This is a genomic window from Pedobacter jamesrossensis, from assembly GCF_042650905.1.
GTDB lineage: Bacteria > Bacteroidota > Bacteroidia > Sphingobacteriales > Sphingobacteriaceae > Pedobacter > Pedobacter jamesrossensis.
Genome location: NZ_JBHSBY010000007.1, coordinates 38,822 through 64,187 on the forward strand (window position 1 = coordinate 38,822; position 25,366 = coordinate 64,187).

21 protein-coding genes are annotated in these 25,366 nt (G+C 34.6%); 19 read left to right on the forward strand and 2 right to left on the reverse strand.

Translation table 11 applies throughout. The annotated features are described in order from the left end of the window. The first annotated feature begins 452 nt into the window (after positions 1-452). Together argS and ACFOUY_RS00950 are read left to right on the forward strand one after the other, a co-directional pair. A complete protein-coding gene (gene argS, locus ACFOUY_RS00945) occupies positions 453-2,225 on the forward strand; it encodes an arginine--tRNA ligase (protein ID WP_378958564.1) in 1,773 nt (590 codons plus the stop codon). Between the two features lie 122 nt (positions 2,226-2,347). Next, positions 2,348-3,112 carry a sulfite exporter TauE/SafE family protein gene (locus tag ACFOUY_RS00950; RefSeq protein WP_378958565.1) on the forward strand — a complete coding sequence of 255 codons (765 nt, stop codon included), beginning with the start codon at positions 2,348-2,350 and terminating at the stop codon, positions 3,110-3,112. Between the two features lie 41 nt (positions 3,113-3,153). Here the strand turns inward: ACFOUY_RS00950 and ACFOUY_RS00955 are convergent, their stop codons facing one another. Continuing rightward, a complete protein-coding gene (locus tag ACFOUY_RS00955; protein ID WP_378958566.1) occupies positions 3,154-4,275 on the reverse strand; it encodes an AI-2E family transporter in 1,122 nt (373 codons plus the stop codon). Between the two features lie 216 nt (positions 4,276-4,491). Between ACFOUY_RS00955 and mnmE the strand changes: the two genes are divergently transcribed. From mnmE to ACFOUY_RS00995, 8 genes are all read left to right on the forward strand, one after another. Further along, the gene (gene mnmE / locus ACFOUY_RS00960) at positions 4,492-5,850 is read left to right on the forward strand and encodes a tRNA uridine-5-carboxymethylaminomethyl(34) synthesis GTPase MnmE (protein WP_378958567.1); all 1,359 of its coding nucleotides are present in this window, start codon (positions 4,492-4,494) and stop codon (positions 5,848-5,850) included. A gap of 182 nt (positions 5,851-6,032) precedes the next feature. Continuing rightward, the gene (locus ACFOUY_RS00965; RefSeq protein ID WP_378958568.1) at positions 6,033-7,160 is read left to right on the forward strand and encodes a site-specific integrase; all 1,128 of its coding nucleotides are present in this window, start codon (positions 6,033-6,035) and stop codon (positions 7,158-7,160) included. Between the two features lie 498 nt (positions 7,161-7,658). Beyond that, positions 7,659-8,093 (forward strand): hypothetical protein, encoded by a 435-nt coding sequence (locus ACFOUY_RS00970; RefSeq protein WP_378958569.1) that lies wholly within the window; start codon positions 7,659-7,661, stop codon positions 8,091-8,093. A gap of 99 nt (positions 8,094-8,192) precedes the next feature. After that, the gene (locus ACFOUY_RS00975; RefSeq protein WP_378958570.1) at positions 8,193-8,525 is read left to right on the forward strand and encodes a helix-turn-helix domain-containing protein; all 333 of its coding nucleotides are present in this window, start codon (positions 8,193-8,195) and stop codon (positions 8,523-8,525) included. Between the two features lie 159 nt (positions 8,526-8,684). Next, on the forward strand, positions 8,685-9,887 hold the full coding sequence (locus ACFOUY_RS00980) for a VapE domain-containing protein (protein ID WP_378958571.1): 1,203 nt from the start codon (positions 8,685-8,687) through the stop codon (positions 9,885-9,887). A gap of 186 nt (positions 9,888-10,073) precedes the next feature. Continuing rightward, the gene (locus ACFOUY_RS00985; RefSeq protein ID WP_378958572.1) at positions 10,074-10,985 is read left to right on the forward strand and encodes a toprim domain-containing protein; all 912 of its coding nucleotides are present in this window, start codon (positions 10,074-10,076) and stop codon (positions 10,983-10,985) included. A gap of 84 nt (positions 10,986-11,069) precedes the next feature. Next, positions 11,070-11,411: a plasmid mobilization protein gene (locus ACFOUY_RS00990; protein WP_378958573.1), complete on the forward strand. Its 342-nt coding sequence runs from the start codon at positions 11,070-11,072 to the stop codon at positions 11,409-11,411. After that, a complete protein-coding gene (locus tag ACFOUY_RS00995) occupies positions 11,408-12,559 on the forward strand; it encodes a relaxase/mobilization nuclease domain-containing protein (protein WP_378958574.1) in 1,152 nt (383 codons plus the stop codon). Before ACFOUY_RS00990 ends, ACFOUY_RS00995 begins: the two co-directional genes overlap by 4 nt. Positions 12,560-12,834: 275 nt before the next feature. On the opposite strand, the gene ACFOUY_RS01000 is transcribed toward ACFOUY_RS00995, so the two are convergent. After that, positions 12,835-13,359 (reverse strand): hypothetical protein, encoded by a 525-nt coding sequence (locus tag ACFOUY_RS01000; protein ID WP_378958575.1) that lies wholly within the window; start codon positions 13,357-13,359, stop codon positions 12,835-12,837. Between the two features lie 230 nt (positions 13,360-13,589). Between ACFOUY_RS01000 and ACFOUY_RS01005 the strand changes: the two genes are divergently transcribed. The 9 genes from ACFOUY_RS01005 to ACFOUY_RS01045 all read left to right on the forward strand — a co-directional run bounded on the left by ACFOUY_RS01005 (position 13,590) and on the right by ACFOUY_RS01045 (position 25,090). After that, complete coding sequence (locus tag ACFOUY_RS01005) at positions 13,590-13,832, forward strand: helix-turn-helix domain-containing protein (RefSeq protein WP_378958576.1); 243 nt, start codon at positions 13,590-13,592, stop codon at positions 13,830-13,832. Between the two features lie 448 nt (positions 13,833-14,280). Next, positions 14,281-14,595 (forward strand): helix-turn-helix domain-containing protein, encoded by a 315-nt coding sequence (locus tag ACFOUY_RS01010; protein WP_378958577.1) that lies wholly within the window; start codon positions 14,281-14,283, stop codon positions 14,593-14,595. After that, positions 14,595-17,312 carry a restriction endonuclease gene (locus ACFOUY_RS01015; RefSeq protein WP_378958578.1) on the forward strand — a complete coding sequence of 906 codons (2,718 nt, stop codon included), beginning with the start codon at positions 14,595-14,597 and terminating at the stop codon, positions 17,310-17,312. Before ACFOUY_RS01010 ends, ACFOUY_RS01015 begins: the two co-directional genes overlap by 1 nt. Next, the gene (locus tag ACFOUY_RS01020) at positions 17,312-19,243 is read left to right on the forward strand and encodes a site-specific DNA-methyltransferase (protein ID WP_378958579.1); all 1,932 of its coding nucleotides are present in this window, start codon (positions 17,312-17,314) and stop codon (positions 19,241-19,243) included. The genes ACFOUY_RS01015 and ACFOUY_RS01020 overlap by 1 nt, the downstream gene beginning before the upstream one ends. A gap of 2 nt (positions 19,244-19,245) precedes the next feature. Beyond that, a complete protein-coding gene (locus ACFOUY_RS01025) occupies positions 19,246-20,532 on the forward strand; it encodes an SIR2 family protein (protein WP_378958580.1) in 1,287 nt (428 codons plus the stop codon). Then, positions 20,513-22,288, forward strand: a complete 1,776-nt coding sequence (locus tag ACFOUY_RS01030) for an ATP-binding protein (RefSeq protein WP_378958581.1) — start codon at positions 20,513-20,515, stop codon at positions 22,286-22,288. The genes ACFOUY_RS01025 and ACFOUY_RS01030 overlap by 20 nt, the downstream gene beginning before the upstream one ends. A 1-nt stretch (position 22,289) precedes the next feature. Further along, entirely contained in the window at positions 22,290-23,195 is a 906-nt protein-coding gene (locus ACFOUY_RS01035; RefSeq protein WP_378958582.1) for a DUF5655 domain-containing protein, read from the forward strand. Next, positions 23,192-24,223 (forward strand): virulence RhuM family protein, encoded by a 1,032-nt coding sequence (locus ACFOUY_RS01040; protein WP_378958583.1) that lies wholly within the window; start codon positions 23,192-23,194, stop codon positions 24,221-24,223. Before ACFOUY_RS01035 ends, ACFOUY_RS01040 begins: the two co-directional genes overlap by 4 nt. Positions 24,224-24,241: 18 nt before the next feature. Further along, on the forward strand, positions 24,242-25,090 hold the full coding sequence (locus ACFOUY_RS01045) for a hypothetical protein (RefSeq protein ID WP_378958584.1): 849 nt from the start codon (positions 24,242-24,244) through the stop codon (positions 25,088-25,090). The last annotated feature ends 276 nt before the right edge of the window (positions 25,091-25,366 follow it).

Genomic DNA, 25,366 nt, shown 5'->3' on the forward strand with positions numbered 1-25,366 from the left:
TTTCGCCGAGAATCAAGTAGTAGGTATTGATAATGGAGCGTAAAGGGATTGTATTTATTCTAAAGCTTTAAGATTCCCTATCGAGTAGGGAATGACGGAACGGCGGGGAAGGAAGAGTTGCCAAGTCGAGCAAATAGCCAGACTACTTTACTATTCGTCATTCTGGCGTATGCGGGAATCCTAAAGCTAAATGATTAAGCTAAGCGCATTGAGATTCCCTATCGAGTAGGGAATGACGGAACATGTGGAATGACGGAACGCCTAGCCGAGCAATAGCCAGACTGCTTTACCTGCCGTCATTCTCGCGTATGCGGGAATCTTAAAGCTAAATGATTAAGCCTAGTGCTTTAAGATTTCCTATCGAGTAGGGACGAGATAACTTTCCAATTCCTTTTTAATTTGCTTTAAGCTTTGGTCTTTCAGCTTTCCGCTTTAATACCTATTTTTACGCCATGAATTTTATTATTACCGCAACGCTTGAGGCTGTTGCTGCACTTTACAAGGAAGAAGTAGCCGAAAGTGTAATCAATATACAAGAAACCCGTAAAGAATTTGAAGGCCAGGTAACGATTGTTGTTTTTCCGATAACGAAAATTTCTAAGAAATCGCCAGAACAAACAGCAAATGAGATTGGCGAATATTTGGTTGCGCACGTAGCTGATGTAACTAAATTTAATGTTGTAAAAGGATTTTTGAATTTAAGCATCGCTGAAAGTTATTTCCTGAATCAATTTAACGAGGAAATTATACTTGATGAATTTGGTTCTTATCAGCCAAACGGGAAAAAAGTAATGGTAGAATATTCTTCGCCAAATACCAATAAACCGCTTCATTTAGGGCATGTCCGTAATAATTTATTGGGCTATTCTGTAGCTGAATTGTTAAAGGCATACGGTTATGAGGTTTTTAAAGTCAATCTGGTTAACGATAGAGGAATCCATATTTGTAAGTCGATGTTGGCGTGGCAAAAATGGGGCAATGGCGAAACACCTGAAAGTTCTGGCTTGAAGGGCGACCATTTGGTTGGAAAATACTATGTTATTTTTGATAAGGAATATAAAAAGGAAATTGAAGCGCTAAAAGCTGAGGGACAAACCGAAGAAGAGGCTAAGAAAAATGCACCATTAATTAAGGAAGCGCAACAGATGTTATTGGCTTGGGAGCAAGGTGATGAGGCGGTCGTTTCGCTCTGGAAAACCATGAATGAATGGGTTTACGCAGGTTTTAACGTTACTTATAAAAATCTTGGCGTAGATTTCGATAAGTTTTATTACGAAAGCAATACTTATTTATTAGGAAAAGATACGGTTGAGGAGGGGTTAGCGAAAGGCGTTTTCTTTAAAAAAGAAGATGGATCGGTTTGGATAGATTTAACCGATGATGGTTTAGACCAAAAACTGGTTTTACGTGCTGATGGAACGTCGGTTTATATTACGCAAGATTTAGGAACTGCTAAAATGAAATTCGATGATTTCGGAATGGAAGAATCGATTTATGTAGTTGGAAATGAACAGGATTATCACTTTAAGGTGCTGTTTTTAATTCTTGAAAAACTGGGCAAAAGCTGGGCTAAAGGATTGTTTCATTTATCGTACGGGATGGTAGATTTGCCGAACGGTAAAATGAAAAGTAGAGAGGGAACAGTTGTTGATGCCGACGAATTAATTGCAGATATGATTGCAACTGCCCAGGAAAAAACAGAAGAATTAGGTAAAATAAACGATTTCTCTGAAGAATATAAAACAGAGCTTTATAAAAATATTGGTTTAGGCGCTTTAAAATATTTCCTTTTAAAAGTAGAACCAAAAAAACGTTTACTTTTCGACCCGAATGAGAGTATTGATTTTCAAGGTAATACAGGGCCATTTATTCAATACACACACGCAAGGATAAAATCATTGCTATCAAAAGCTGAGTATAAGGCTAAAACAGGAGCTCCACATCCTGGAGATTTATTACCAGTAGAATTAGAAATGATTATTCAATTGGCAAAATATCCTGCAGAGATTGAAATTGCAGCGAAAGCCCATAGTCCGGCAAGTTTAGCTAATTACCTTTATGAATTGGCTAAATTGTTTAACAAGTTCTATCATGAAATTCCACCGATTGTAAAAACAGAAGAAGGTGAAGCTAAACAGTTTCGTTTAAACCTGAGTAAAAAAACTGCCGATTTACTAAATAAAGGTATGCTGATTTTAGGGATTACTTCACCGGAAAGAATGTAAGGTGATTTACGATGGGAGATGGAGAATGGGAGATGGAAAATGGGGAATAGGAAATGGGAAATTAAACTTTAAGTAGAACGTTTCAATCTTGTTGAATCCTGAAAATCCTTTAATCCTGCTCAATGATTAATGAACTGATTTTACTCTGCCTTGCAGCTTTTGCAGCAGGTTTTATAGATGCTATTGTTGGTGGCGGTGGTTTATTACAAACGCCTGCCACCTTATTAATTTTACCACATTACCCAGTTGCCACTTTATTAGGCACAACAAAAATTCCATCAATTGCGGGTACAACTTTAGCTGCCTTTAAATATTCTAAACAAGTAAAATTTAACTTAAAAGTTTTATTAGCTTGCGCAAGTACAGCTTTCGTTGCAGCGCTTTTGGGTGCATTTTTGGTTAGCAGGATTGATAATTCCGTTATTAAACCGATTATTTTAATCGTACTGATTTTAGTTGCGATTTATACCTATTTCAATAAACAATTCGGGATTCATCAAGAGAAAAATCACTCTGTAAAAAAGCAGGTTTTAATGGCTGCGGTTTTCGGTTTGCTTATTGGTTTTTACGATGGATTAATTGGGCCGGGAACAGGTTCTTTTTTAATTTTGGTTTTTATAGCTCTTTTGGGTTTCGATTTTATTGGAGCCAGTGCACATGCTAAAATTGTAAACATCTCCACAAATCTGGCGGCGATATTATATTTCAGTTCAACAGGGCACATTCTTTTTCAATATGCAATACCAATGGCTGTTTTTAATCTTGGTGGCGCTCATTTTGGTACAAAACTCGCCTTGCTAAAAGGAAATAAGTTTGTACGAATATTCTTTTTAATCGTCGTTTTTGGAACGATTCTCAGGTTTGCCTACGATATATTGTTTCGATAAAATAAATTCTTAAATGAAAAGAGGCTATTGATAAGTCTTAATTATTTATCAGTATCTGTTTTTACTTCAACAGTCTTTTTCTTTCTAAAAACAGGGAAGGTCATCGGGCTTTTTGCAGGTCGCTCATCACCCAATAAAACGCCCCATTGTTTAAAGGATTCGGTTCTGTCGAAAACAATTTTTAATACTGCTACAGTTGGCAATGCTAAAAACATTCCGGAAACCCCTGCAATGCTTCCGCCAATGAAAACGCCGAGAATAGCAAATAGCGCATTTATTTTTACTTTGGAACCTACAATTCTAGGCATCAAAATATTATTATCTAAAAACTGAACAAATGCGATAACACCTAAAACGGTAATAACAGGCCATAATTCCTGAGATGATGTTAAGGTAAGTAAAACGCCAATCAGGTTGCCGATTAATGCCCCTACATAAGGTATTAGGTTTAAAATTGCGAATATAACCCCAATTAATAAAGCATGCTTAATTCCAATTATCATTAATATTCCGCCTAAAAGTATGGTCATATAAGTTATTTGAATAAGCAGACCAATTAGATAACTTTTTATGATTGATTCGGTTTCGTAAATGGCTTCTTTCACTTTTGGATGGTCGTTGGTTTGAAACCACATAAAAATAAAACGTAGTAAAATGTCTTTATAGAAAAGCATTAAATAAATATAAATAGGTAATAAACCGATAAATACGAATATCCCACTTAAAGTTACCGCTGCTCCACCGGCAAGTGAAGTACCCATATTCATTAAATCATCGCTCTTATCCAGAATGAAGGCTTTTTGTTGTTTATCATTATAATGGGTAATTCTACTTATCCAATCGCTTAACGAATTAATATGTTGAGAAACATTGGATTTTATCTGCGGAAAATCTTTAACTAAAATACCAATCTGGTTAGAGAAAAACCAAACAATAAGTGCAACAAAGAGGGCCACCAAAAGTATTGGGAGAATGATAGATAATGTTTCTGGTACTTTTTTTCTTTTAAGGAAACGATATAACGGCAGCAACATAATGCTGATAAAGAATGCCATTAGCATTGGCATTATGATATCTTTTGCGATAACCATAACTGCAACTATGGCCATTAGTCCGAGTAATTCGATGGATCTTTTAACGGTTAAAGGAAAATTATTATTCATAAGGTAGTTTTCGGTTTTCAGGGTTTAAACATGATTTATTCTAAAATGTTTTAAGATAGGGATAAATGTTTGGAAGATTAGTCCAATCTTGCTCTGCATTTTTTTCGCCATTAAGAGAAATCAAAAACGGACTTCACATTTAACTTAAAAAATTACTTCATATACACGTTATAACCCGCAGATTAGCTTTATTTTTGCGCTTTGCATAGATATAAAATGAATAATTCAGATACAATAATTGCTTTATCAACTCCATCTGGTTCTGGTGCTATCGGCGTTATCCGCCTTTCGGGACCAGAGGCTATAACGCTAACTAATGCTGTTTTTGCGGGTAAGAATTTAGAAGAGCAGGCCTCGCATACTTTGCATTTTGGCTTAATTAAGGATGGGGATCAAATTGTTGATGAGGTTGTTGCCGGGTTATTTGTTGCGCCAAAATCTTACACTAAGGAGCATGTTGTCGAGATTTCTTGTCATGGCTCCAGCTATATTATACAGCAAATTATTAACCTTTTAATTAGCAAGGGTGCCAGGGCAGCTAAGCCCGGTGAGTTTACTTTGAGAGCGTTTTTAAATGGTGCTTTCGATTTAAGTCAGGCAGAAGCGGTTGCCGATTTAATTGCGTCTAACTCTAAGGCTTCGCATGATGTAGCTATGCAACAGATGCGTGGGGGTTTTGCAAACGAATTAAAGGCTTTGCGTGAACAACTTATTCATTTTGCTTCGATGATAGAACTGGAATTGGATTTTGGAGAGGAGGATGTTGAATTTGCTAATCGTGACCAATTACGCAGTCTGGTGACTAAAATTAATCATGTTTTACATCGCCTTATTTCTTCTTTTGAAATGGGTAATGTGATTAAAAATGGGGTTCCGATTGTAATTGCGGGTAAACCTAATGTTGGTAAATCGACGCTGTTAAATGCTTTACTTAACGAAGAGCGTGCTATTGTATCGGATATTGCCGGAACAACCCGCGATACCATTGAGGATGAATTAACGATTGGTGGAATCGTTTTCCGTTTTATTGATACTGCGGGTATTCGTGATACCGCCGATATAATCGAAGCTTTGGGCGTAGAGCGTACGCTTGAAAAAATGAAACAGGCCAAGCTGATTATTTACATGGCAGATGCTGCTCAAAGTTTCGCTGAAGTGGAGGAGCAAATTAGCGGATTGGAACAGGCTCAAATTCCTTATTTAATTTTAGTTAATAAGGCTGAAATGCTTTCGCCTGAACAAAGGGCAGCGTTTGGGCAGCTAAATGTTGTATTTATTTCTGCAAAAGATAAGATTGGGATTGATGAATTAAAAGAAACGCTATTAGAGCAGGTTAACTTGCATCATATTAATACCAGCGAAACGCTTGTAACTAATATTCGCCATGTTGAGGCATTAAAGCACACTGAAAGTGCACTTAATCGTGTTTTGGCTAATGTAGATAATCCGGTTACTTCAGATTTTCTGGCAATGGATATTAAACAAGCGCTTCATTATTTGGGTGAAATTACCGGAACGGTTACTACGGATGATTTGTTAGAAAATATTTTTACGAAGTTTTGTATTGGAAAGTAACTAACTATAAATAACGATAAGCATCAAGTAATAAAACCTATTAAAACCCTGATAAAGAAGTGTTATCAGGGTTTTTGCTTTTCATTGGTTTTTGATTTTTTTGTATTTCTAGTAAATATTTGTACCTTCAATGGTACCTTTTATTGAGGTACAAATAGGTACAATTTTATATAGCAACGCTTATGAATCAGAATCGCAGTGTAAAACTTAGGCAAAAGAAATTATTAGATGGACGGCTAAGTTTGTATTTAGACATATATCCACCTTTATATATTGCTGAAACAGGAAAGGAAACCCGAAGGGAATTTTTGAAGATTTATCTATTTGAAAAGCCTATTAGTGCAGATCAGAAAGAGCATAATCGCGTATGTAAGGCTAAAGCCGAAAGTATTCGTTCCGAGAGGGATCTACAATACATAAATAAGAGTTTCGATTTCACGGACAAACTATCTGCAAAGATGGATTTTTTAGAATATTTCTTAGCCAAGACCAAAAAGCGGAATCAATCGAAAGGAAATTACGATAATTGGTATGGCGCCTACAAATATCTTCATTCATACACCAATGGCCAATGTAAGTTTGGTGATGTTAATGAAAAATTTTGTGAAGGTTTTAAAGAATACCTAAAAAAAGTAAAGTCTATAAAGTCATCAACGGTAGGTTTAGCGCAAAACTCGCAGTATAGTTATTACAATAAGTTCAGAGCTGCTGTTAAAGAAGCGTTTGAGGAACGTTTATTTGCTGTTAATCCTGTTTTACGTGTAAAAGGCATTCCACAAGCAGAGACACAACGTGAATTTCTGATCTTAGAAGAATTAAAAGCACTGTTTGAAACCGAATGTGAACCTCCAGTATTAAAACGTGCAGCCATTTTCTCGGCACTAACTGGACTCCGGTGGTCTGATATGATTAAGTTATCATGGAAAGAGGTACAAGGCACTATTCAAGACGGCTACTTTATACGTTTTACCCAACAGAAAACACAAGGAATTGAAACATTACCAATTGCTGATCAGGCATATGAACAATTAGGGGAACGTGGTAAAGCTGAAGATAGGATATTCAAGGGCTTAAAGTACTCTGCCTATACAAATGTGCAATTATCAAGGTGGGTTTTAATTGCTGGCATTACGAAAAAAATAACGTTCCACTGCTTCAGGCACACTTATGCAACATTACAGTTGACGATGGGAACGGATATATACACGGTATCGAAGCTTTTAGGGCATAGACATTTAAAAACTACAGAGGTATATGCAAAAGTTATTGATAAGAAAAAGATAGATGCATCCAAACGAATTGTTCTGTAGGTCAGTATGGAAAAGCTAAAAAGTCAGGTTAGTTATTGGCAGGTAAATCATGCAGAGGATAATTTCAGCGCTACAGCATTTTTTTCCAATTCCTTTACCGATATAATTGAAAGGTTTTATATAATCTCAAATTTGTTGGGGACCAGAAATTATAATTACTTTATAAATGGTGGAACTTCCTCGTTTCGATATAAGATAACATTTGATAGTAATGAAGAATTGGAGCCAATTGATATATCAGGCGACCTTCAATCTCAATATGATTTTCCATTTGTCCTCGAAGAATTTATGTCCTCGTTGATTGACTTTTTAGGTAAATTCCTGGACACTATGCCCATAAGCAATGCACTACGACTTGTCTATGCCTATGAGCATTCGACAACAATATCAATGATAAAATACCAGTCGCAAATTGAATCGAATATATATTCTGATGTTCTTAAAAATCTTCAATCGTTCTTTAAGGCTACGATAATTTATTATGAAAAACTATTAAGATTGGATAGATACGACCAATTTGTACATGTCAAAAACAGCCAACACATAGATGGCGTCAAACTATGTAATCTTACGCCAAAAGAATTTGAAGAAATCATTGATTTCTATTCAAATCTTGCTGCTTATGGAAGTTTGGATGAAATCAGATTTTCCCTCGCAAGTATTTTTGATGGTAAGCCAAACATAGATTTTCTAGTATTAAATGGTCAAAAAAATCAACTAGCTGATTCGTTTTTTCAGCTTTATAAAAATGATAAGGTTGATGCCGAAAATGCAACAGTATACAAAGATTGGGTTAATGCAAGATTTAGGGTGATGGTTAAAGGTAAAGTTGAATTTTTAAAACCCACCCTGACAGAAATCTTTAAATCTAAGAATAAGCCAACCAAAAACAAGCGTTTAACATTACCCGACTTTTTAAAGTATAAAAAATAAACACCCCCAAAACCGAATGGGGGTTTGTTGTAGGCCTTACTTTGTGATAGTGATTATTACTTATCAATATTATAAAGTTAAGAACCTATGGAAAATTTGATGTTAACATCGATAAAGAAAGAGGAACTATCAATGCTTATCGAAAACAGCATTAGAAAAGTTCTCGCTGAAAACCCAAAACCAACATTTGACCAGTCTACTCAAGATTTTTTGAATATAGAACAAGCTTCAACATTCCTTAATCTCGCAAAAGCTACCATCTACACCTTAACGTCAGCAGGAAAAATTCCAGTTATTAAGAAAGGTAAAAGACTTTATTTCACTAAGCTAGAATTAACCGAATGGTTAAAAAAAGGCCGTAAAAAAACGATAGCGGAGATTGAAGAAGATGCAACCGAATATTTGCTGAAAAACAAAGGTTACTCTCTTTAGAACCATTTTTTTACCGCAAAATAATTCTAAATAAAAAGCTGTTAAAATAAAAAGCGAAAACATTGGCGTGTTTTCGCTTCAAACAACTATTCGGAATGGTTTCCTTTTGACAGGTCAAATATAACCATTTCGTAATTGATTATCAACTAATTGGTTAAAATGAATACAAGACCACACTATAATTTAGGAGGATCAGAAAGTAAGAGTAGCACGATTGAAATGATTAAGTTTTTGTTTGAAAAATATGATTTTATAAATAATATTATTTTGAACGAAGTGATGATCAGCCCAAAAAATAAGAACTCTTATCTGCCTGTAAATCCAAATACCTTATACATAGAAGTGAGGCAGGCAGGAAAAAGAACAACTGTCGGCGAAATAAATACATTCTTAAGCTCGGATTATATAGTTAAGATAAACCCTTTTGAAAAGTACTTTGAAGGCATTGCTAAAAAATTTAACGAATTCAGCGAAGATTACATCCAAGCATTTTCACAATACATAGAAGTGGAAAATCAAGACAGATTCTCCATTCAATTCAAGAAATGGCTAGTTAGGTGTGTAGTCTGCGCTCTGAATGAAGATTATTTTAATAAGCAAGCACTCATATTGGTACATGAAGAACAAAATAGCGGCAAAACGACGTTAACTCGGTTTCTAGTCCCCGATGAACTCTATAATTATCAGGCCGAAAACATTGCGGTTGATAAGGACAGTCTTATTGCTCTTTGCCAAAATTTACTGATTATACAAGACGAACTTTCTACCCTATCAAAGACTGAAATCAATGCGCAGAAAACATTGATGAGTAAATCTTATATCAAAGTTAGACACCCATACGATAGGAAGCCAAAAATGGAGCCCAGAAGAGCTTCAATAATTGGCTCAACAAACAAAACTGAATTTTTAACAGATGAATCTGGAAGCGTGAGGTGGCTATGTTTTAATATTAAAAAGATCAACTGGAACTATAAAACGGAGATTGATATAAACGCAGTTTGGGCTCAGGCTTATCATTTATTTAGAACTGGCTTCAAATATGAAATGACACCAAGTGAAATAAAAGAAAATGAGATTTCAAACAATCAGCATACCACCTTCACAGTAGAGATGGAGTTGATCCAGAAATATTATTCGCCTGGAACAAGTGATGATTATCAACAATTTTATACGGCTACAGACCTGACTGAGCATTTAACAACCAACGTTGAAGGAAAGTTGAAAATTAATCCTATTGAAATCGGTAAGGCATTAAAAATCCTTGGTTTTGAGCAAGTGCAGCGTAGAGGTCACGAAAATCAAAAGTATGCGGTAAAAGGTTATTTAATTAAATATAATTCTCTTACTACTTACTACAAGTGAATTTAAATAGTTGAATATCAATTAAATATAGTGTAGTAAGATTAAGAATTTAAGTTACTACAAGTTACTACAGCTTAAGGCGGAGTCTGTAGTAAGTAGTAGGTGTAGTAGGCCGTTTTTTAATTTTTACAAGAAATAAGATTATTTCCATACAACTAATCATCAGTTTCCTCTTGCTGATCTTTAATGCACAAAAGACAACAGCTTGGAAGCTTAAGGAACGGACAGAAAATGAATATGACTCCCCGAGAAATAAATAAAAGCAGCATAGTGGATTACCTATACAAGATGTCCATCAAACCAGAACGAAAAATGAATGGCTATTACATGTATTATTCCCCAATAAGATCCGCTGAAAGGACACCTAGTTTTAAAGTTTCAATAGGCTCAAATCTGTGGGTTGATTTTGGGATAAATGAGGGTGGTACACTGATAGATTTAATTCTGAAATTAAATCCAGATTATACCGTATCTAGAATTGTTGCTGATTTTAACAAAGGTATATTTTCTTTTCACCAGCTTAAAAAAAATGACAAGCTGCCTATCGCAAGCAGAATAAATATCATTAAAACTGAACCATTAGGAAATTCCCCACGAGCCTGTACCTACCTAAAAAGTCGGGGTGTTGAATTTAGCAAGGTTTGTAATTATGTATCTGGCATATCTTACGAAATCAACGGTGTAGTTTACTACGGCATAGCAACCAAAAATATTAATGATGGATATAATATTAGTTCTCAAAACTTTAAATGTGCCACAAAACAGGGTGTAACCTTTTATTCTCACAATAACGGAATGAGTATCATAGTGACAGAAGGAATAATGGATCTTTTAAGCTTTATTATGCTTTATCCCAAGCAGGTCGGGCTGCATGACTTTTGCGTTCTTAATTCTGTTCACAATCTTCCTGGCATTTATCACATCCTGAAAAATAATAGCCGGATCATTTGCTTTCTCGACAATGACCTAGCAGGCGATAAGGCCACTTCACTAATAGAGAATTATTCAAAAGCGAATGAAATTTCCTTTTTTGATTACAGAGGAAGATACAAGGAGTATAAAGATCTTAACGATTACTTAATGGGAACTGCTATGTAGCGAATTGAGGTAAGCAAGCCATGTTTCGGTTATACCGAAACGCTTGCTCACCATCCGTAAGCTTAAAATTCACCTTGTTCATTTATGGGAAGACCGAAGAAAAACACTGAAGACAAAAGAAGATTACAAGTCGTATTCAAAGTAACTGATGGCGAATATGCCCAGCTTTTCGAAATGATAAAGTATTCCGAAAAATCAGCCAGTGAAGTGATTCGCCAATTAGTTTTTAAAGAAAGATTATTAAAACCTAAAACAGCAATGGTAGATGTGCAGACTTACATTGAATTGAAACGGATTGGAAATAATCTGAACCAGTATGTAAAGGCCGTTCATGAGAGAAAATTAACAAATGTCGATCAAAAAGTCCTTTTGGAATTGAAAAACACCTTTGAAATACTGACAAAACAAATTATCAAGCCAGAATGATTGCCAAACAGAAAATCCACAACGGAAATAATTTTATTGGTGCTTTCGATTATAACGATAAGAAGATGAACCATAAATATCCACAGCAAAGGGCGGAATTGCTAGATCATAATTTCGTTGAGTATAACCGCGAATTTGTTACCAAAGAAATACTGTTTCTTCAAAGGCTTCGCCCAAAACTGACTAGAGATGCTTATCACGTCTCCTTAAATTTTGCTCCCGGTGATAACTTAAGCAAGGAGCAATTAGTAAGTATTGTCAAGGATTACATGAAAGGGATGGGGTTCGACGATAATTTGTTTTCCTTATGGCAGCATCATGATGCGGAGCACTGTCATGCCCATTTGTTGGTTTTTCGCACACGTTTTGACGGAACCTTAGTGTCTGATTCAAATAATTATAGGCGAAGTGAAGCGCTGTGCCGCCAATTGGAGTTAAAATATAATTTACAAGTTGTAAAATCCTCAAAGGAAGCTCAGGAAAAAGCACCTAATAAGGATGAAATAGAGATGATGCAACGAACTGGCACGCTATCTAATCGGATTTTATTGCAGGAAAAGATTAAAAAATCGATGGCAGAATCTAGCTCCATATTGGATTTTATTAATAATTGTCGAACTCAAGGAGTTTACCTGCTTTTTAACCAATCGAAAAGTACAGGTCGAGTTTCGGGGATTACCTATTTGATGGATGGTGGATTCATGGCTCGAGGGCAAGCATTGGGAAATATGTTTAAGTGGAATAACCTTACAAAAACAATCGATTATGAACAAAGCAGAGATTTTCAAGCAATTAGCGAATCAAATAGTGGAACAAAGTCCAGATTCGCAACAGTCCTTGAAAGACATTTACCTGAAGACGTTAGCAATAAATCAAACGTTAACTCGGATTCAAGAAACTCAGAGCATTCAATCGCACGTAATTCTGGATATAACGGAAATGATGGCAACGTTGAAAAATCAGGAACTGAGCCTAAAGAAGCTGACGGACTTAGAAATGGGAATCAAAAAATATCGCAAAATACAGATGTTGATTTACTTCATCCTTTGCATTCCATTGGTGGCAGTTTGTATAGCGCTATTGGCACTGCAAATAATGCAGAAATAGATGATGATCATAAGAACCGGAGAAAAAGAAGGGGTAGTTAGTTTGCTGTATTTCAATAGGTTATAGGTTGATAAATTTCTATTTTCCCTGTCGAATTCCAACGAAGGAAATATACATTTGTATAAAATGATGGGTAATTGAAAATATACATTTGTATAAAAAAAACAGTGCTTAGAAATATACATTTGTATAAAAAATAAAGAGGGTCAGAAATATACATTTGTATAAATAACCCGATTCAAAAGAATATACATTTATATAATTAATTGTGCTTTTCGTTTTTAAAGTGCAATTGCTATCAACTCTACCCTTTGCGTTATAATAGGGTAGATTGCACCTTCGTATAATCAGATAGAAGATCATAATATTCTGAGCTGGTTATTTCGAAATGTTGATAGTCTGCAGGATTAATCTTTTTGAAGTCCAAAAAATGTTTTTGAAGAAATAAGTACAAAGACGGTGTGATTTTCTTGTTTTCTATATATTCGCTTAGTTCCCGATCAAAATTTACGGTATACTGGTCTTCATCATCCAATAGCCCCAGGTCAAGCCTTGTCATAATCATTAAGGCACTTGCGACTGGCTCGTTTTCAAGTAATACCTTTACGATATCCTTTCTAGCTTGCTTATCTATATTTGGCAAATAGCGGATACAAGTTTTGAATAGTATCTCATTACCTTCCACGTGATCATTTGACAACAATTTGCTTTGGTAACTTGAAAACTCCTTACTAAAAGCTACTTTATTACACCTTAAAAGATCCTCTTCAGGGTTTTCAGTGCCAAATAACGACAGATCGAATATTAATTTGATAGGCAAATAATGACTTGGAAAATTCATTGACTAGGTTTTCTTTGGTTTGCGATTGATCAAATAGAACAGCCCCCACGTTATTGCCACGTAAATTAAGCCACGTCCCGGATTCCCTGACATATTTCCAGCAAGAGTTACGCCCGTGGTAATGAAAATCGCTATAATAAAAGTGATAAACTTCATAAGCGAATATAGTAAAATACTCGCATATATGTAGGTGTTTTCGACTTCTTACTTCCTCATACTTGCATATAGATATGCAGAAAGGGTCAGCTAATACCGATATTGAGCAGTACGTAATTGAAAAGGTCAAAGAAATCCGCAATTCAAAAGGTATTTCTCAGGCCAAGCTTGCTCATCTTATTGAGCTTTCTGTAGGTTTTATTGGTAATGTGGAAAATCCAAAACACATTGCTAAGTATAACTTAAATCATCTTAATAAAATTTCTAAAGAATTGGAAGTTCCATTTAAGGATTTCTTTCCTGAGGTGGGAATATAATATTGAGTTTTGGTTGATATGCTAATTTATAAACCAACGAATATTTATAAATCATTAGTGGATGAAAGTTTATTTGATGTTGTTCCGATAAGATCAAAATTTTGAAGCTTATCCAATATATTGCTTATTGAATCTCCGGAAACGTCTGTTTATTTGTTTTTTTGCGAATTTTTTAATTCCCTTAATGTTGCTTACGTAAGCCAGAATTTTTCTGCTATTTCTTGAAATACAATCTTGTTTGAGGCCATTTGTTGGGTAAGCTTTTTTGTTATTGTTCATAACAACATGGTTTAGTCTTACAAAGATATTTAAATTATAACTAATTCTCATCCGGCTTTTTCCAGAACTCTTTTTTAAAGCTTATGTTAATAACTATTGCAGGTTAGCCAATCTGTTTGAGAGTATAATATTTTATATTTGACATTGTTGTCCAGAAAATACAATCAAGATGAAAGAAGAAAATTTAGGGGTGTATATTAGACAATTGAGAGAAAAGGCAAATATGCCATTAAGAAAGTTGTCTGCTCTACTCGATATAGATCAGAGTACACTAAGTAAGTTGGAGCGTGGAGAAAGGCCTATAACTCGACAAATGTTGCCAATCATAGCAAAAACCTTCAATGTAAACGAAAAAGATCTTATTGTAAAGTTTTTGAGTAAGCAAGTTGCGCATCAACTGGTAGATGAAAAATACATTAAAGACATATTGTTGGCAGTTGAACAAGAAATTAAATACTTAAATAAAGCGGTCGATAGTAAGTAATGGAAATTAAGTTAGAAGAATTACAATATCAACAGATTGCCATTCAATCGGTGGTTGATGTATTTGACGGTAATATCAAAAATACTTTCGATAACGCCTGTTTTGAGGGCATCCGTTCAAATAATTGCACTTTGTCAGTTGAGCAAATAGCTAAAAATATAAAGGCGGTTTCGAATGGAAACGCAATTGAACATCAAACAGCAAAAATTACTGGTGAAAATGAACTTACGATCGAGATGGAAACAGGTACGGGTAAAACACTTGTTTACATTAAAACAATCTGCGAATTGTTTAAACATTATGGTTTTACAAAATTTATTATTCTTGTACCGTCCGTTGCCATTCGTCAGGGTGTATTAAAAACTCTAAAAACATTTGAAAGGCAATTAGAAGATATTTACGGCTTTATTCCCAAGTCTTTTGAATACAGCAGTAACAAATTAAATAAGGTAACCAACTTCATTGAAGAGCAATATCCACAAATCATGGTGATGACTTTAGCCTCTTTCAATTCGGAAGATAAAATCCTTAATCAGGCAAAAAGGGAAGATTTATTTGCCAATATCCCTTTTATAGATGCTATTGGTAGAACGAATCCTATTGTTGTAATGGACGAACCACAAGAAGGAATGGATACCGTAAATTCTGTAAAGCAAATAGGAAAACTCAATCCACTGTTCAAATTAAGATATTCTGCTACACATAAAGTGGTGAAGAATTTGATTTATCGTTTAACACCTTACGACAGCTATAAACAAGGTTTGGTTAAAAAAATTGAAGTATTAACCGTTACCGAAAAAAACGATGAAGCAACCCTTAAGCTGGAGTTGACAGAAATACAAAATGGTAAAAACCCTATTCGAGCCAAAATTAAAGCTTGGCATCAATCTGCCAGCGGGGGCATAGATTTTAAAGAGACCAAATGGTTAAAAGATGGAGATAATTTAGGTGAATTAACTAATAATCCAAGTTATCTTAATTATCATATTGAGCGAATTAACAAAAGTTTACGTACTGGTAAATGGTCGGTTACGTTTACTAACGGCACGCAGATTTTTGAACAACAAACATCGGGTAATATAGAAAGTATTTGGGCATTACAGCTGGAGTGGCTGATGATTAGGCACTTTACCAAAAAGCAAAAATTGCAAGAAAAAGGTATTAAATGCCTCTCCCTTATCTTTATTGATAAGGTGGCCAACTACGTGAGTGACAATCCGATTATCAAAAATCTCTTTATTGAAAAATACAAAAGCATTTATGCTGAGTTCCATGATGGACAAACACCCTCGGCGAGCGATATTGAAGCTATACAAGGATTCTATTTTGCTAAAACAGGTAAAGGAGAGTTTACCGACAATGAAACTTCGATGCGTAAAAACTCAGATGTTTTTGATGCTATTTTAAAGGATAAGGAGGAGTTATTAACCTACGGTGATTCCGTAGCAAATAAAATTGAATTTATATTTTCACATTCTGCTCTAGGTGTGGGTTGGGATAATCCAAATATTTTCAATATCGCCACATTAAATAACTCCTATTCAGAAATTAAAAAACGACAAGAAATTGGCCGTGGTTTACGTATTTGTGTGAACCAAAATGGGCAACGTGTTTATGATAGCTTGGAAATAGCAGATGAAGAGCGTATTAATCAACTTACTGTTATCCCTAATGAAACCTATGAAACATTTGTAACGCAGTATCAGGAAGAAATTAAAGAAATATACGGTTCAACATCAGCAGGAGCTGGAATGACCCACACACACAAAGGAAAACCACAGAACCAAGTCAGTTTTAAGCGTAACCAAAACGAAACAGTCAACCAAGCATTTAAGCGGTTTTGGAAAGCATTGGCCAAAAAGACTAGCTTTTCCGTTGCTTTTGATGAAGAAGCTTTGATCGCAAGAAGTAAAGAAGCGCTAAACACTATAAAAATAGCAGATTATCAAGCCGAAGTAACTAGCCGATCCATTGGCTCGATAAGCGAAATTGGTATTGCCGATGAATTTGGAGGAACAGAGTCATATAAATTGAAAGCAAATTATTCTTCTTTGGATTTATTAGAAGAACTAAGTGAAAATACAGGATTATCTTATATAACCACATTTAAAATCATCGAAAATATTGGCAGTATAAATTCCTTCGCAAAAAATCCGCCTCAATACATTCATCAAGCTTCTGCATTGATTAAAAATATAGAGCTTGAAGAAATGCTAAGAGGCTTAGATTACCATTTAACAAGCGAAACATTTCCCTTTGACTTTGATGACTTCGTGAAAAATATAGATGAAAATGGTTATGTGACTACACCAAATCGAGGTGTTTTTGACAAGCAATTGATAGATAGCGATGTAGAACGAAAATTTGCTATAGGTGCCGATTTAGATGATGAACTGATATGTTTTCTCAAATTGCCAAGCTACTATAAAATATCTACTCCAATTGGAGATTACGAACCAGATTTTGGTATTGTAATGAAGAGGAAACAACTACGAGACGGGAAAGAAAGCGAATTTTATTTTGTGGTAGAAACTAAGGGAACAAACAGCATCGATGATAAAAAAGCTTTAAAAGAAAGTGAAGTCTATAAAATACAATGTGCTGTAAAACACTTCCAAACGCTCGGTGTGGAAGTACAGTACAAAGCGCCAGTAAAAGAGTACCAATACTTTAAAACCGAAGCTTTTAAGGATATTAATGCCCTAACAGAAAAATAATGAGTGATCAAGAATATAAAGAAAATCCATTAGAAAGTGTACAGTCTCACGATTGGAATAAAGAACGACTGGAACAACTAAAAATGTTAATGCCCGATTTGTTTACCAATGATGGTAAATTGAACCTAAGTGAATTGAAAAAGGTAGTGGATCCTGAAAGGGTGAATGAAATTGAGCGTTATGAATTTCGTTGGTTTGGTAAAAGTAATGCCAAAAGAGAGGCTTTTACACCAACTGATGCTACTTTGGTTTTTGATGAAAACTTAAGTCTAAATCCTAATCAAAGCGAAAACTTAATTATTGAGGGTGAAAACTTGGCGGTTCTAAAATTATTAAGCCAAAGTTATAGAGAGCAAATTAAGTGTATTTATATAGATCCGCCTTATAATACAGGTAAAGATTTTGTGTATTCTGACAATTTTAACCAAGACAAAAAAGAGTATTGGGAAGATGCCGAAATGATTGAAAATGGGGTAATGATTGATACTAATGCTGAAAGTGACGGTCGGTATCATAGCAATTGGCTCAATATGATGTACAGTCGTTTATTGATGGCGAGGCAATTACTTCGAGAAGATGGGGTAATTTTCATTTCTATTGATGACAATGAAGTGCATAACTTAAGAAAATTGTGCGATGAGGTGTTTGGGGAGGAAAATTTTATCGCAAATATCATCTGGCAAAAAAAATATAGTCCTCAAAATGACGCCAAGTATTTCTCGGAGATGCATGACCATATTATCTGTTATGTGAAAAATATAAAAAGTAATGATCAATTAGGATGGGAAATTGGATCACTCGCTAGAAGCGAAGAACAAAACCAACGTTATTCGAATCCTGACGGCGATTATAGAGGCGATTGGAAGTCAGGAGATTTTTTAGTTAAGACTTACAGCGAAGCGTATGTCTATCCTATAACTACTCCTTCAGGGAGAGTTGTTAACCCACCAACTGGTAGATGTTGGAGGACATCCAAAGACAAGTTTGAAGAAATGGTTAAGGATAATAGAATTTGGTTTGGCTCTAACGGAGATAATGTTCCTTCTATCAAAAGATTTTTGACAGAAGTTAAACAAGGTATAACCCCTTCAACCTTATGGTTGCGGACAGATGTTGGTGATAACCAAGAAGCTACAAAAGAAATCAAAGATTTGTTCAACTTTATTCCTTTTGATACTCCAAAGCCGACTCGCTTAATTAATCGTATTTCAAAACTTGCACTAGGTGAGGATGATATTATTTTAGACTTTTTTTCCGGCTCTGGCTCTACAGGTCATGCTGTAAGTGCACTAAATAACGAAGACGGGGGAAACAGAAAATACATTCTAGTGCAACTTCCAGAGACTATAGATAAGAGTAGCGAGGCCTATAAAGCTGGCTATAAAAAAATCAGTGATATAACAATAGAACGCAATAAGCGTGTAATTGAAAAAATTATTGAAGAAAAGAAAAATAAACAACCCAATCTATTCGATAAAAAAGAGGATGTTGTAGATCCATTAACTGGTTTAGGTTTTAAAGTGTTCAAACTTAAAAAATCTAATTTCCCAAGAGTAGAATATGCACCCGATGCTGAAAAATCGGACGAAGAAAATGTAGAGGCGCTAAAAAAATATATTAGGGATAAAGAAGCTCAGCTACTTACAGCCTTTAATCGAGATGAATTAATCATCGAAATATTGATTAAAAATGGTTTCAAGCTAAACAATACAATTACTAAGCAAGAGCAGTTCAAAAAGAACGAAATCTTTTTAGTAAAAGATGGAGCGAAAGAAACCTTCATCTGCTTAGATGGTACATTGGCAGACGAAACGGTAGAATATTTCAAAACAAATATTGATCAAAAACTGATTGTACTTGAACGTTCATTAGACACCACTAAGAAGTGGAATTTAAAGCATAGTATGGGTGATAAGTTTAAAGCGTTTTAATCATGAATGAAGACAATTGGAAATATATATTGGTGAATGGTAAGTATAAGACTGTAGAAGTAAAAAACCCTGTATATGAACGAGGGCGTTTAGTATCAATTGAAGATTTGAGGCCTTTCGAAAAAATAACGGAACCAGATATAGATCCTATACTTCCGACTGTTGAAGATGCTAACGACATGAAAAGAAGGTTATATAATTCATTTTTCAGAAAGCCTTTCAAAAATTTCTTAATTCTTGCAGCAGCAGGAGCATCCATTGATGTTAAAGGCCCATCCATGATTAATTTGTGGAATATAGCGGAGGCTAAATATAAAATCTTTATTGGTGATGAAGTAAAAGAAGACGGTTTTAAAATCATTTTAGATGCAGTTAAATACACTTCTGACAAAAAAGATATAGAGGCACTATTATCTCAAATAGAGGGAACATGTAAATTCACGGAGGATAAGAAAGTTACATTAGATGGTCAAGCAAAATTTTTATCAGACATTAAGGATGAGATATTTTCTATAATTAAAGACAATTGTTCAATACCTAAACCAAATGCCGACGAAGTGTTTCCCCACAAGATTTTCTTGGAGAAATTACTACAAAGAAAGCAGACAAGTCCTAGGGTTAAGGTCTTTACATTAAATTATGATTTGCTTTTTGAATATGCAGCAACTGAAATCAATGCAATAGTTATTGATGGTTTTTCATTTACTTTTCCAAGAACCTTTAGTGGAAGGTTTTTCGATTATGATATAGTACAAAGAGAGGGTAGTAAACTACAGGAAGAAGACAATTTTATTCAGCGTGTTTTTCATTTACATAAATTACATGGGTCGTTAAATTGGGAAAAGGAAGCCATGAATAATCATGTTATCATAAGAGATTCCCCTGAAAGACCTTTAATGGTTTACCCGAGAGAGGCAAAATATGAAGATTCATATGAACAACCTTTTTTCGAAATGATGGCAAGATTTCAGCGTAACTTACGGTTGAACAATGACACCGTTTTAGTGAGTATTGGATATAGTTTTAATGATAAACACATAAATGCAGCTATTGAGGAGGCACTTAATCAAAATCCGAGTTTTCGATTGGCAGTTATAGATCCAGGCTTTGATAATGAGGGAGTATCAAACTCTTTATCCATTATAAAAAGATTAGCGATTGAATCTGAAAGAATATTAATGGTATCTGAGACATTTTCAGATTTTGCAAGCTTCTTTCCTGAAATCAAAACTTATGAGAATGATAATTATGAATTAATAAACCTCAAAAATGAGCAATCCAAGGATTAATCCATTTAGGCATGAATATTTTCTTGGATATATAAATCAGGTATACCCACAATTTGTGAAGATTCATTTTCCTTCATCTGTACTCCTAAACGGATTTACTCACCAGGGACAAGAATTTAACGGTGGACTGGTTGGTAATTTTGTTGTCATTGAGGGAGATAAATTTGGTTTCCTTGGTAGAATAACAGAACTTTCCTTACCAGAATCAGAGAGGTTATCACTTAATGAAAAAGCATTTCAAACGAGCAATTTTCATCCAACCGGAAGAATTGAGATCCTACTGTCATTTGATCTTTATGACCCCTTTTCGGTAAAAAAAGGTTTGACATCATATCCCAATATAGGCGCAAAAGTCTTTGTCGGATCAGGAGAGCTAGTGCAAGTATATATGTCAAGGTTTGGAGTCAAAGATGGTGAAAGTCCAGAGGTAATTAGATTGGGGCACTTAGTTTCAAATCCAAGCACTGAAGTTAAAGTAAATCTCCAGTCTATTTTTGGTCGTCATTGCGCAGTCGTTGGAACAACGGGAGGTGGAAAGAGCTATACTGTAAGCAGATTACTTGAGTCACTGTCAAAACTAGATGGGAAAGCAATCCTGCTTGATGCCACTGGAGAGTATGACGGGAAATATGAAGGAATGAAATCTATAGAAATAGGCAATGGGAAGCATGTCTTTCATTATTCACAACTTACAATTGACGATTTATTTTATTTGATTAGACCTTCTTCTAAAACTCAAGTGCCGAAGTTAATGGAAGGCATTAGATCCTTAAAAATAGTTAATCTTAATAAAAATAAAAGTCTGTTTAGGGAGGTAACTTTACCTGACAATACCAAACTGACCGTTGAAACGAAAATTGAGGGTGGTTTATTGAAAAAAGCCGGGTCAGACAAACGGCCTTACGAAGAATTTTATTTTAGAAACATTTCTACCCTTGAGGATGGAAATTCAAATTTTGATATTGAAAAATTGACTTTTCAGATTACTCAAGAATGTATTTGGGATAGTGCTTCGAGATGGGAAAATAAGGTGAAAATTGATATGCCTGAAAGATGGGGAGAAAGAAATGATGGGGATGTTTCATATTGTATCAGTTTAATATCAAGAATTAATAACATTATCAACTCGTCTATTTATCAAAACATTTTTGGATTTAAAAAGGAATTTACAGATCAAGATATAACAAAGGTTATAGATGATTTTATTACTGGAGATGATAAGATATTAAGATTAAATTTTGGAAACATTCCCTTTGATTTCCAAGTCAGAGAGATACTTGCAAATGCTATTGGAAAATATTTATTGAATAAGGCCAGATGTAAAGAGTTCAAAAATAACCCAATCGTATTATTTATAGACGAAGCTCATCAATTCCTGAACAAAAATATTAAAGATGAATACTTCGATTTAAAGCCTTTGGATGCTTTTGATTCTATAGCAAAGGAATGTAGGAAACATGGACTCTTTCTTTGCATATCTACTCAAATGCCACGGGATATTCCACATGGTACTCTTAGTCAAATGGGAACTTTTATAGTCCATAGGTTGATCAATCCGAATGATAAGGAGGCTATCAGTAACGCATGTAGTTCGGCAAACAAAAACACATTAGAATTTCTGCCAATTTTAGGTGAAGGTGAGGCTATTTTAACAGGTGTTGACTTTCCTATGCCTATTATTATGAAATTTGATAAACCGCTACACGAACCAAATTCAAAAACCCCGAACCTCAATAATAATAGAAAAAAAATATAAAATGATCCTATACAACAATCATACAGGTATCCTAAAGGAGGTAAAGGAAAAGCCATTCAAGCTTGAGCGTGATATTCAAATAGTATTTGAAAAAAACCTTGATATTATAATGGAACTATCATTAGTTAAATCTGAGTTTACGATTAAGAACAAAAGAATTGATACACTGGCATTTGATAAACAAAATAAAGCATTCATAATAATAGAGTATAAAAGAGATAAAAACATAAGTGTTGTAGATCAGGGATTTACATATCTGAGCCTTATGCTTGAAAATAAAGCAGATTTTATTGTGGAATATAATGAAAGTCTCAAGCAAGATTTAAAGAGAGGTGAAGTTGATTGGAGTCAGACGAGAGTGGTGTTTGTATCGACTGGTTTTACTGAGAATCAAATTCAAGCAACCAATTTTAAAGACATTGCCATCGAATTATGGGAAATAAAGCAATTCGAAAATGAGACAGTTACTATTAATATGATTAAAAAATCAAATTCAGCTGAAAGCATTAAACCAATAACTCAAAACAAGCAAGATCTGAAAAAAGTTACTGATGAGATTAAGGTTTATACTGAAAACTTTCATTTAGACAGGTATTCTGATCAGGTGAAAGAGTTGTATGAGCAATTTAAAATAGCTATTTGCAATTTACATAGTGACATAAATATAGTTCCAAAAAAGCTCTATATAGCATTTAAGTTGAAAAAGAACCTTGTCGATATAGTTACAGAAAATACGGGACTTAAGATTTTTATCAACCTTAGAAAGGGACAATTGGATGATCCAAAAAACATTGTCCGGGATGTTTCTTCAATTGGGCATTGGGGTAATGGGGATTACGAACTTTCGGTTAAGGATACCAAGGATTTAGAGTACATCATGAGTTTAATCAAACAAACAATTATATGAGCGAAGAGCAGCGAAATACTTCTGACATCATATTTTATAGCAGTCCAAATGGAAATATAAAGATTGAGGTTATTTTTAATGACGAAACTTTTTGGTTAAGCCAAAAACGTATGGCTGAACTATTTGGCGTTGAAAGCCATACAATTACCTATCATTTAAAGGAAATTTACCGAAGTGGTGAATTGGAAGAAGATTCAACTACTCGAAAAATTCGAGTAGTTCAAAAAGAAGGTAGCAGAGATGTATCCCGAGAATTAGACTTTTATAACTTAGATGCGGTAATAGCTGTAGGATATCGTGTGAACAGCTTCCAAGCAACCCAATTCAGAATTTGGGCCACAAAATTATTACGCGAGTTTATTATTAAGGGATTTGTGTTGGATGATGAAAGGTTAAAGCAAGGTGAAAAATTTGGAAAAGATTACTTTGAGGAACTTCTACAACGCATTAGAGAAATACGAGCGAGTGAACGTAGGTTCTATCTGAAAATAACTGATATCTACGAACAGTGCAGCATTGATTACAATAAAGATGCAGCAATAACTCAGACATTCTTTAAAACGGTGCAAAATAAGTTGCATTATGCGATATCTGGTAAAACAGCGGCACAACTAATCGCAGAAAGAGCAGATGCTGAAAAGCCAAATATGGGTTTACAAACATTTAAAAACGCTCCTACTGGAAAAGTACTAAAAGGAGACATCAGTATTGCGAAGAATTATCTTATTGAAAAGGAAATCAAAGATCTGGAAAGGATTGTAAGTATGTACTTAGATTATGCTGAAAATCAGGCTGCTAGACAAATTCCCATGAAAATGACCGACTGGATTATAAAGTTAGATGCGTTTCTTCAATTCAACGAATATCAAGTTTTAAAAGATGCCGGAAAGATAAGACATGATGTTGCAATGAAACTCGCTGAAAAAGAGTATGAGAAGTTCCGAGTGGTACAGGATAAAAATTTCATCAGTGATTTTGAGAATGAGGTAAAACTATTATCTAAAAAGCAGGTGGACACTAAAAAGTAACTTTTCACACTATTAAGCATGAGCAACATATTAAATGAAAAGTTTGAGTTAATCGCTCAGCTTTACGAAATTGATTCTATGGAGTTGATTGGCATGCCAACTATTATACTGGAACATTCTGTATTAAATACTGTGGATCTCTTTGAACTAACCAAAATTTATTTACATAGAGAGCCTCATAACAAATTGATTGTTTCAAATATTTTAAAAAGATTTTCTGGGAATAATCAATGTGTGCTCATTTATGATTATGTTTTTGATACTTTAAAATCAGCCGGCTACACAAATAGGTTACGGTACCGCAAAATCTTGGAACATATTTTAGTTGATTTAGATGAAACTTATAAGCTTGAATTTTTTAGCTATTTCTTTAGATCCAAATACGTCTATGAAATTAAAGGAGCCTTAAAAATAGCAAGGTTGGTTTGGAATATGGATCTCGAAACGATGCTAGTAGATAATTATGCCAAAACAAAGAACATCGATGTTTTAATTACATTGATTGATATGAGTAATAGTGGGGAAGTATATAACTTCATAAAAAATGCTTGGACGATAAAGACTCCCAATTATTTAAAAGCCAAATTTGTAGGTAAGTTGAGGGATGGTGCAGAACTAAAGAACATACTATTTCTTAAAGACATTGATCCTGGTAATTTTTTATCTCTTTTAAAATTTACCTCCGAAAATATTGATGATAAAATGCTTATGGAATGTTACGAAAACGTGCCAGAAAAATATAAGCCCTTTGCCATCTGGAATTTAAGCCGCCTTGGGAAGTGGAACCTCATTAAGCCACTAATTTTGGAATACGCTAGTAATCCTTTAAGAAAATTTCAGGGCTTTTCTGAGACCTCATTTGATTAGAGAGGGTATTAACAAATGATTTGTACCTTATTTGTATTTTTAGTCATGTAAGTATCTCAAAATCAATACATTTATACTTATTGTATTGGGAAATAGGAGGTCAAAATAAGTCAAAACACCATCAAACAAAAACATAGCAAACCACTTAACATCAATTAGTTAAGTGGTTTTTTGTTGTGCGCCATGCATGGTGATAAACTAGACGGTGCAAGTCCGTTATGGGGGTATGTAATCGCCAACCATTAGCTTACGGCAAGGGTGTCCATCGTGAGGTGG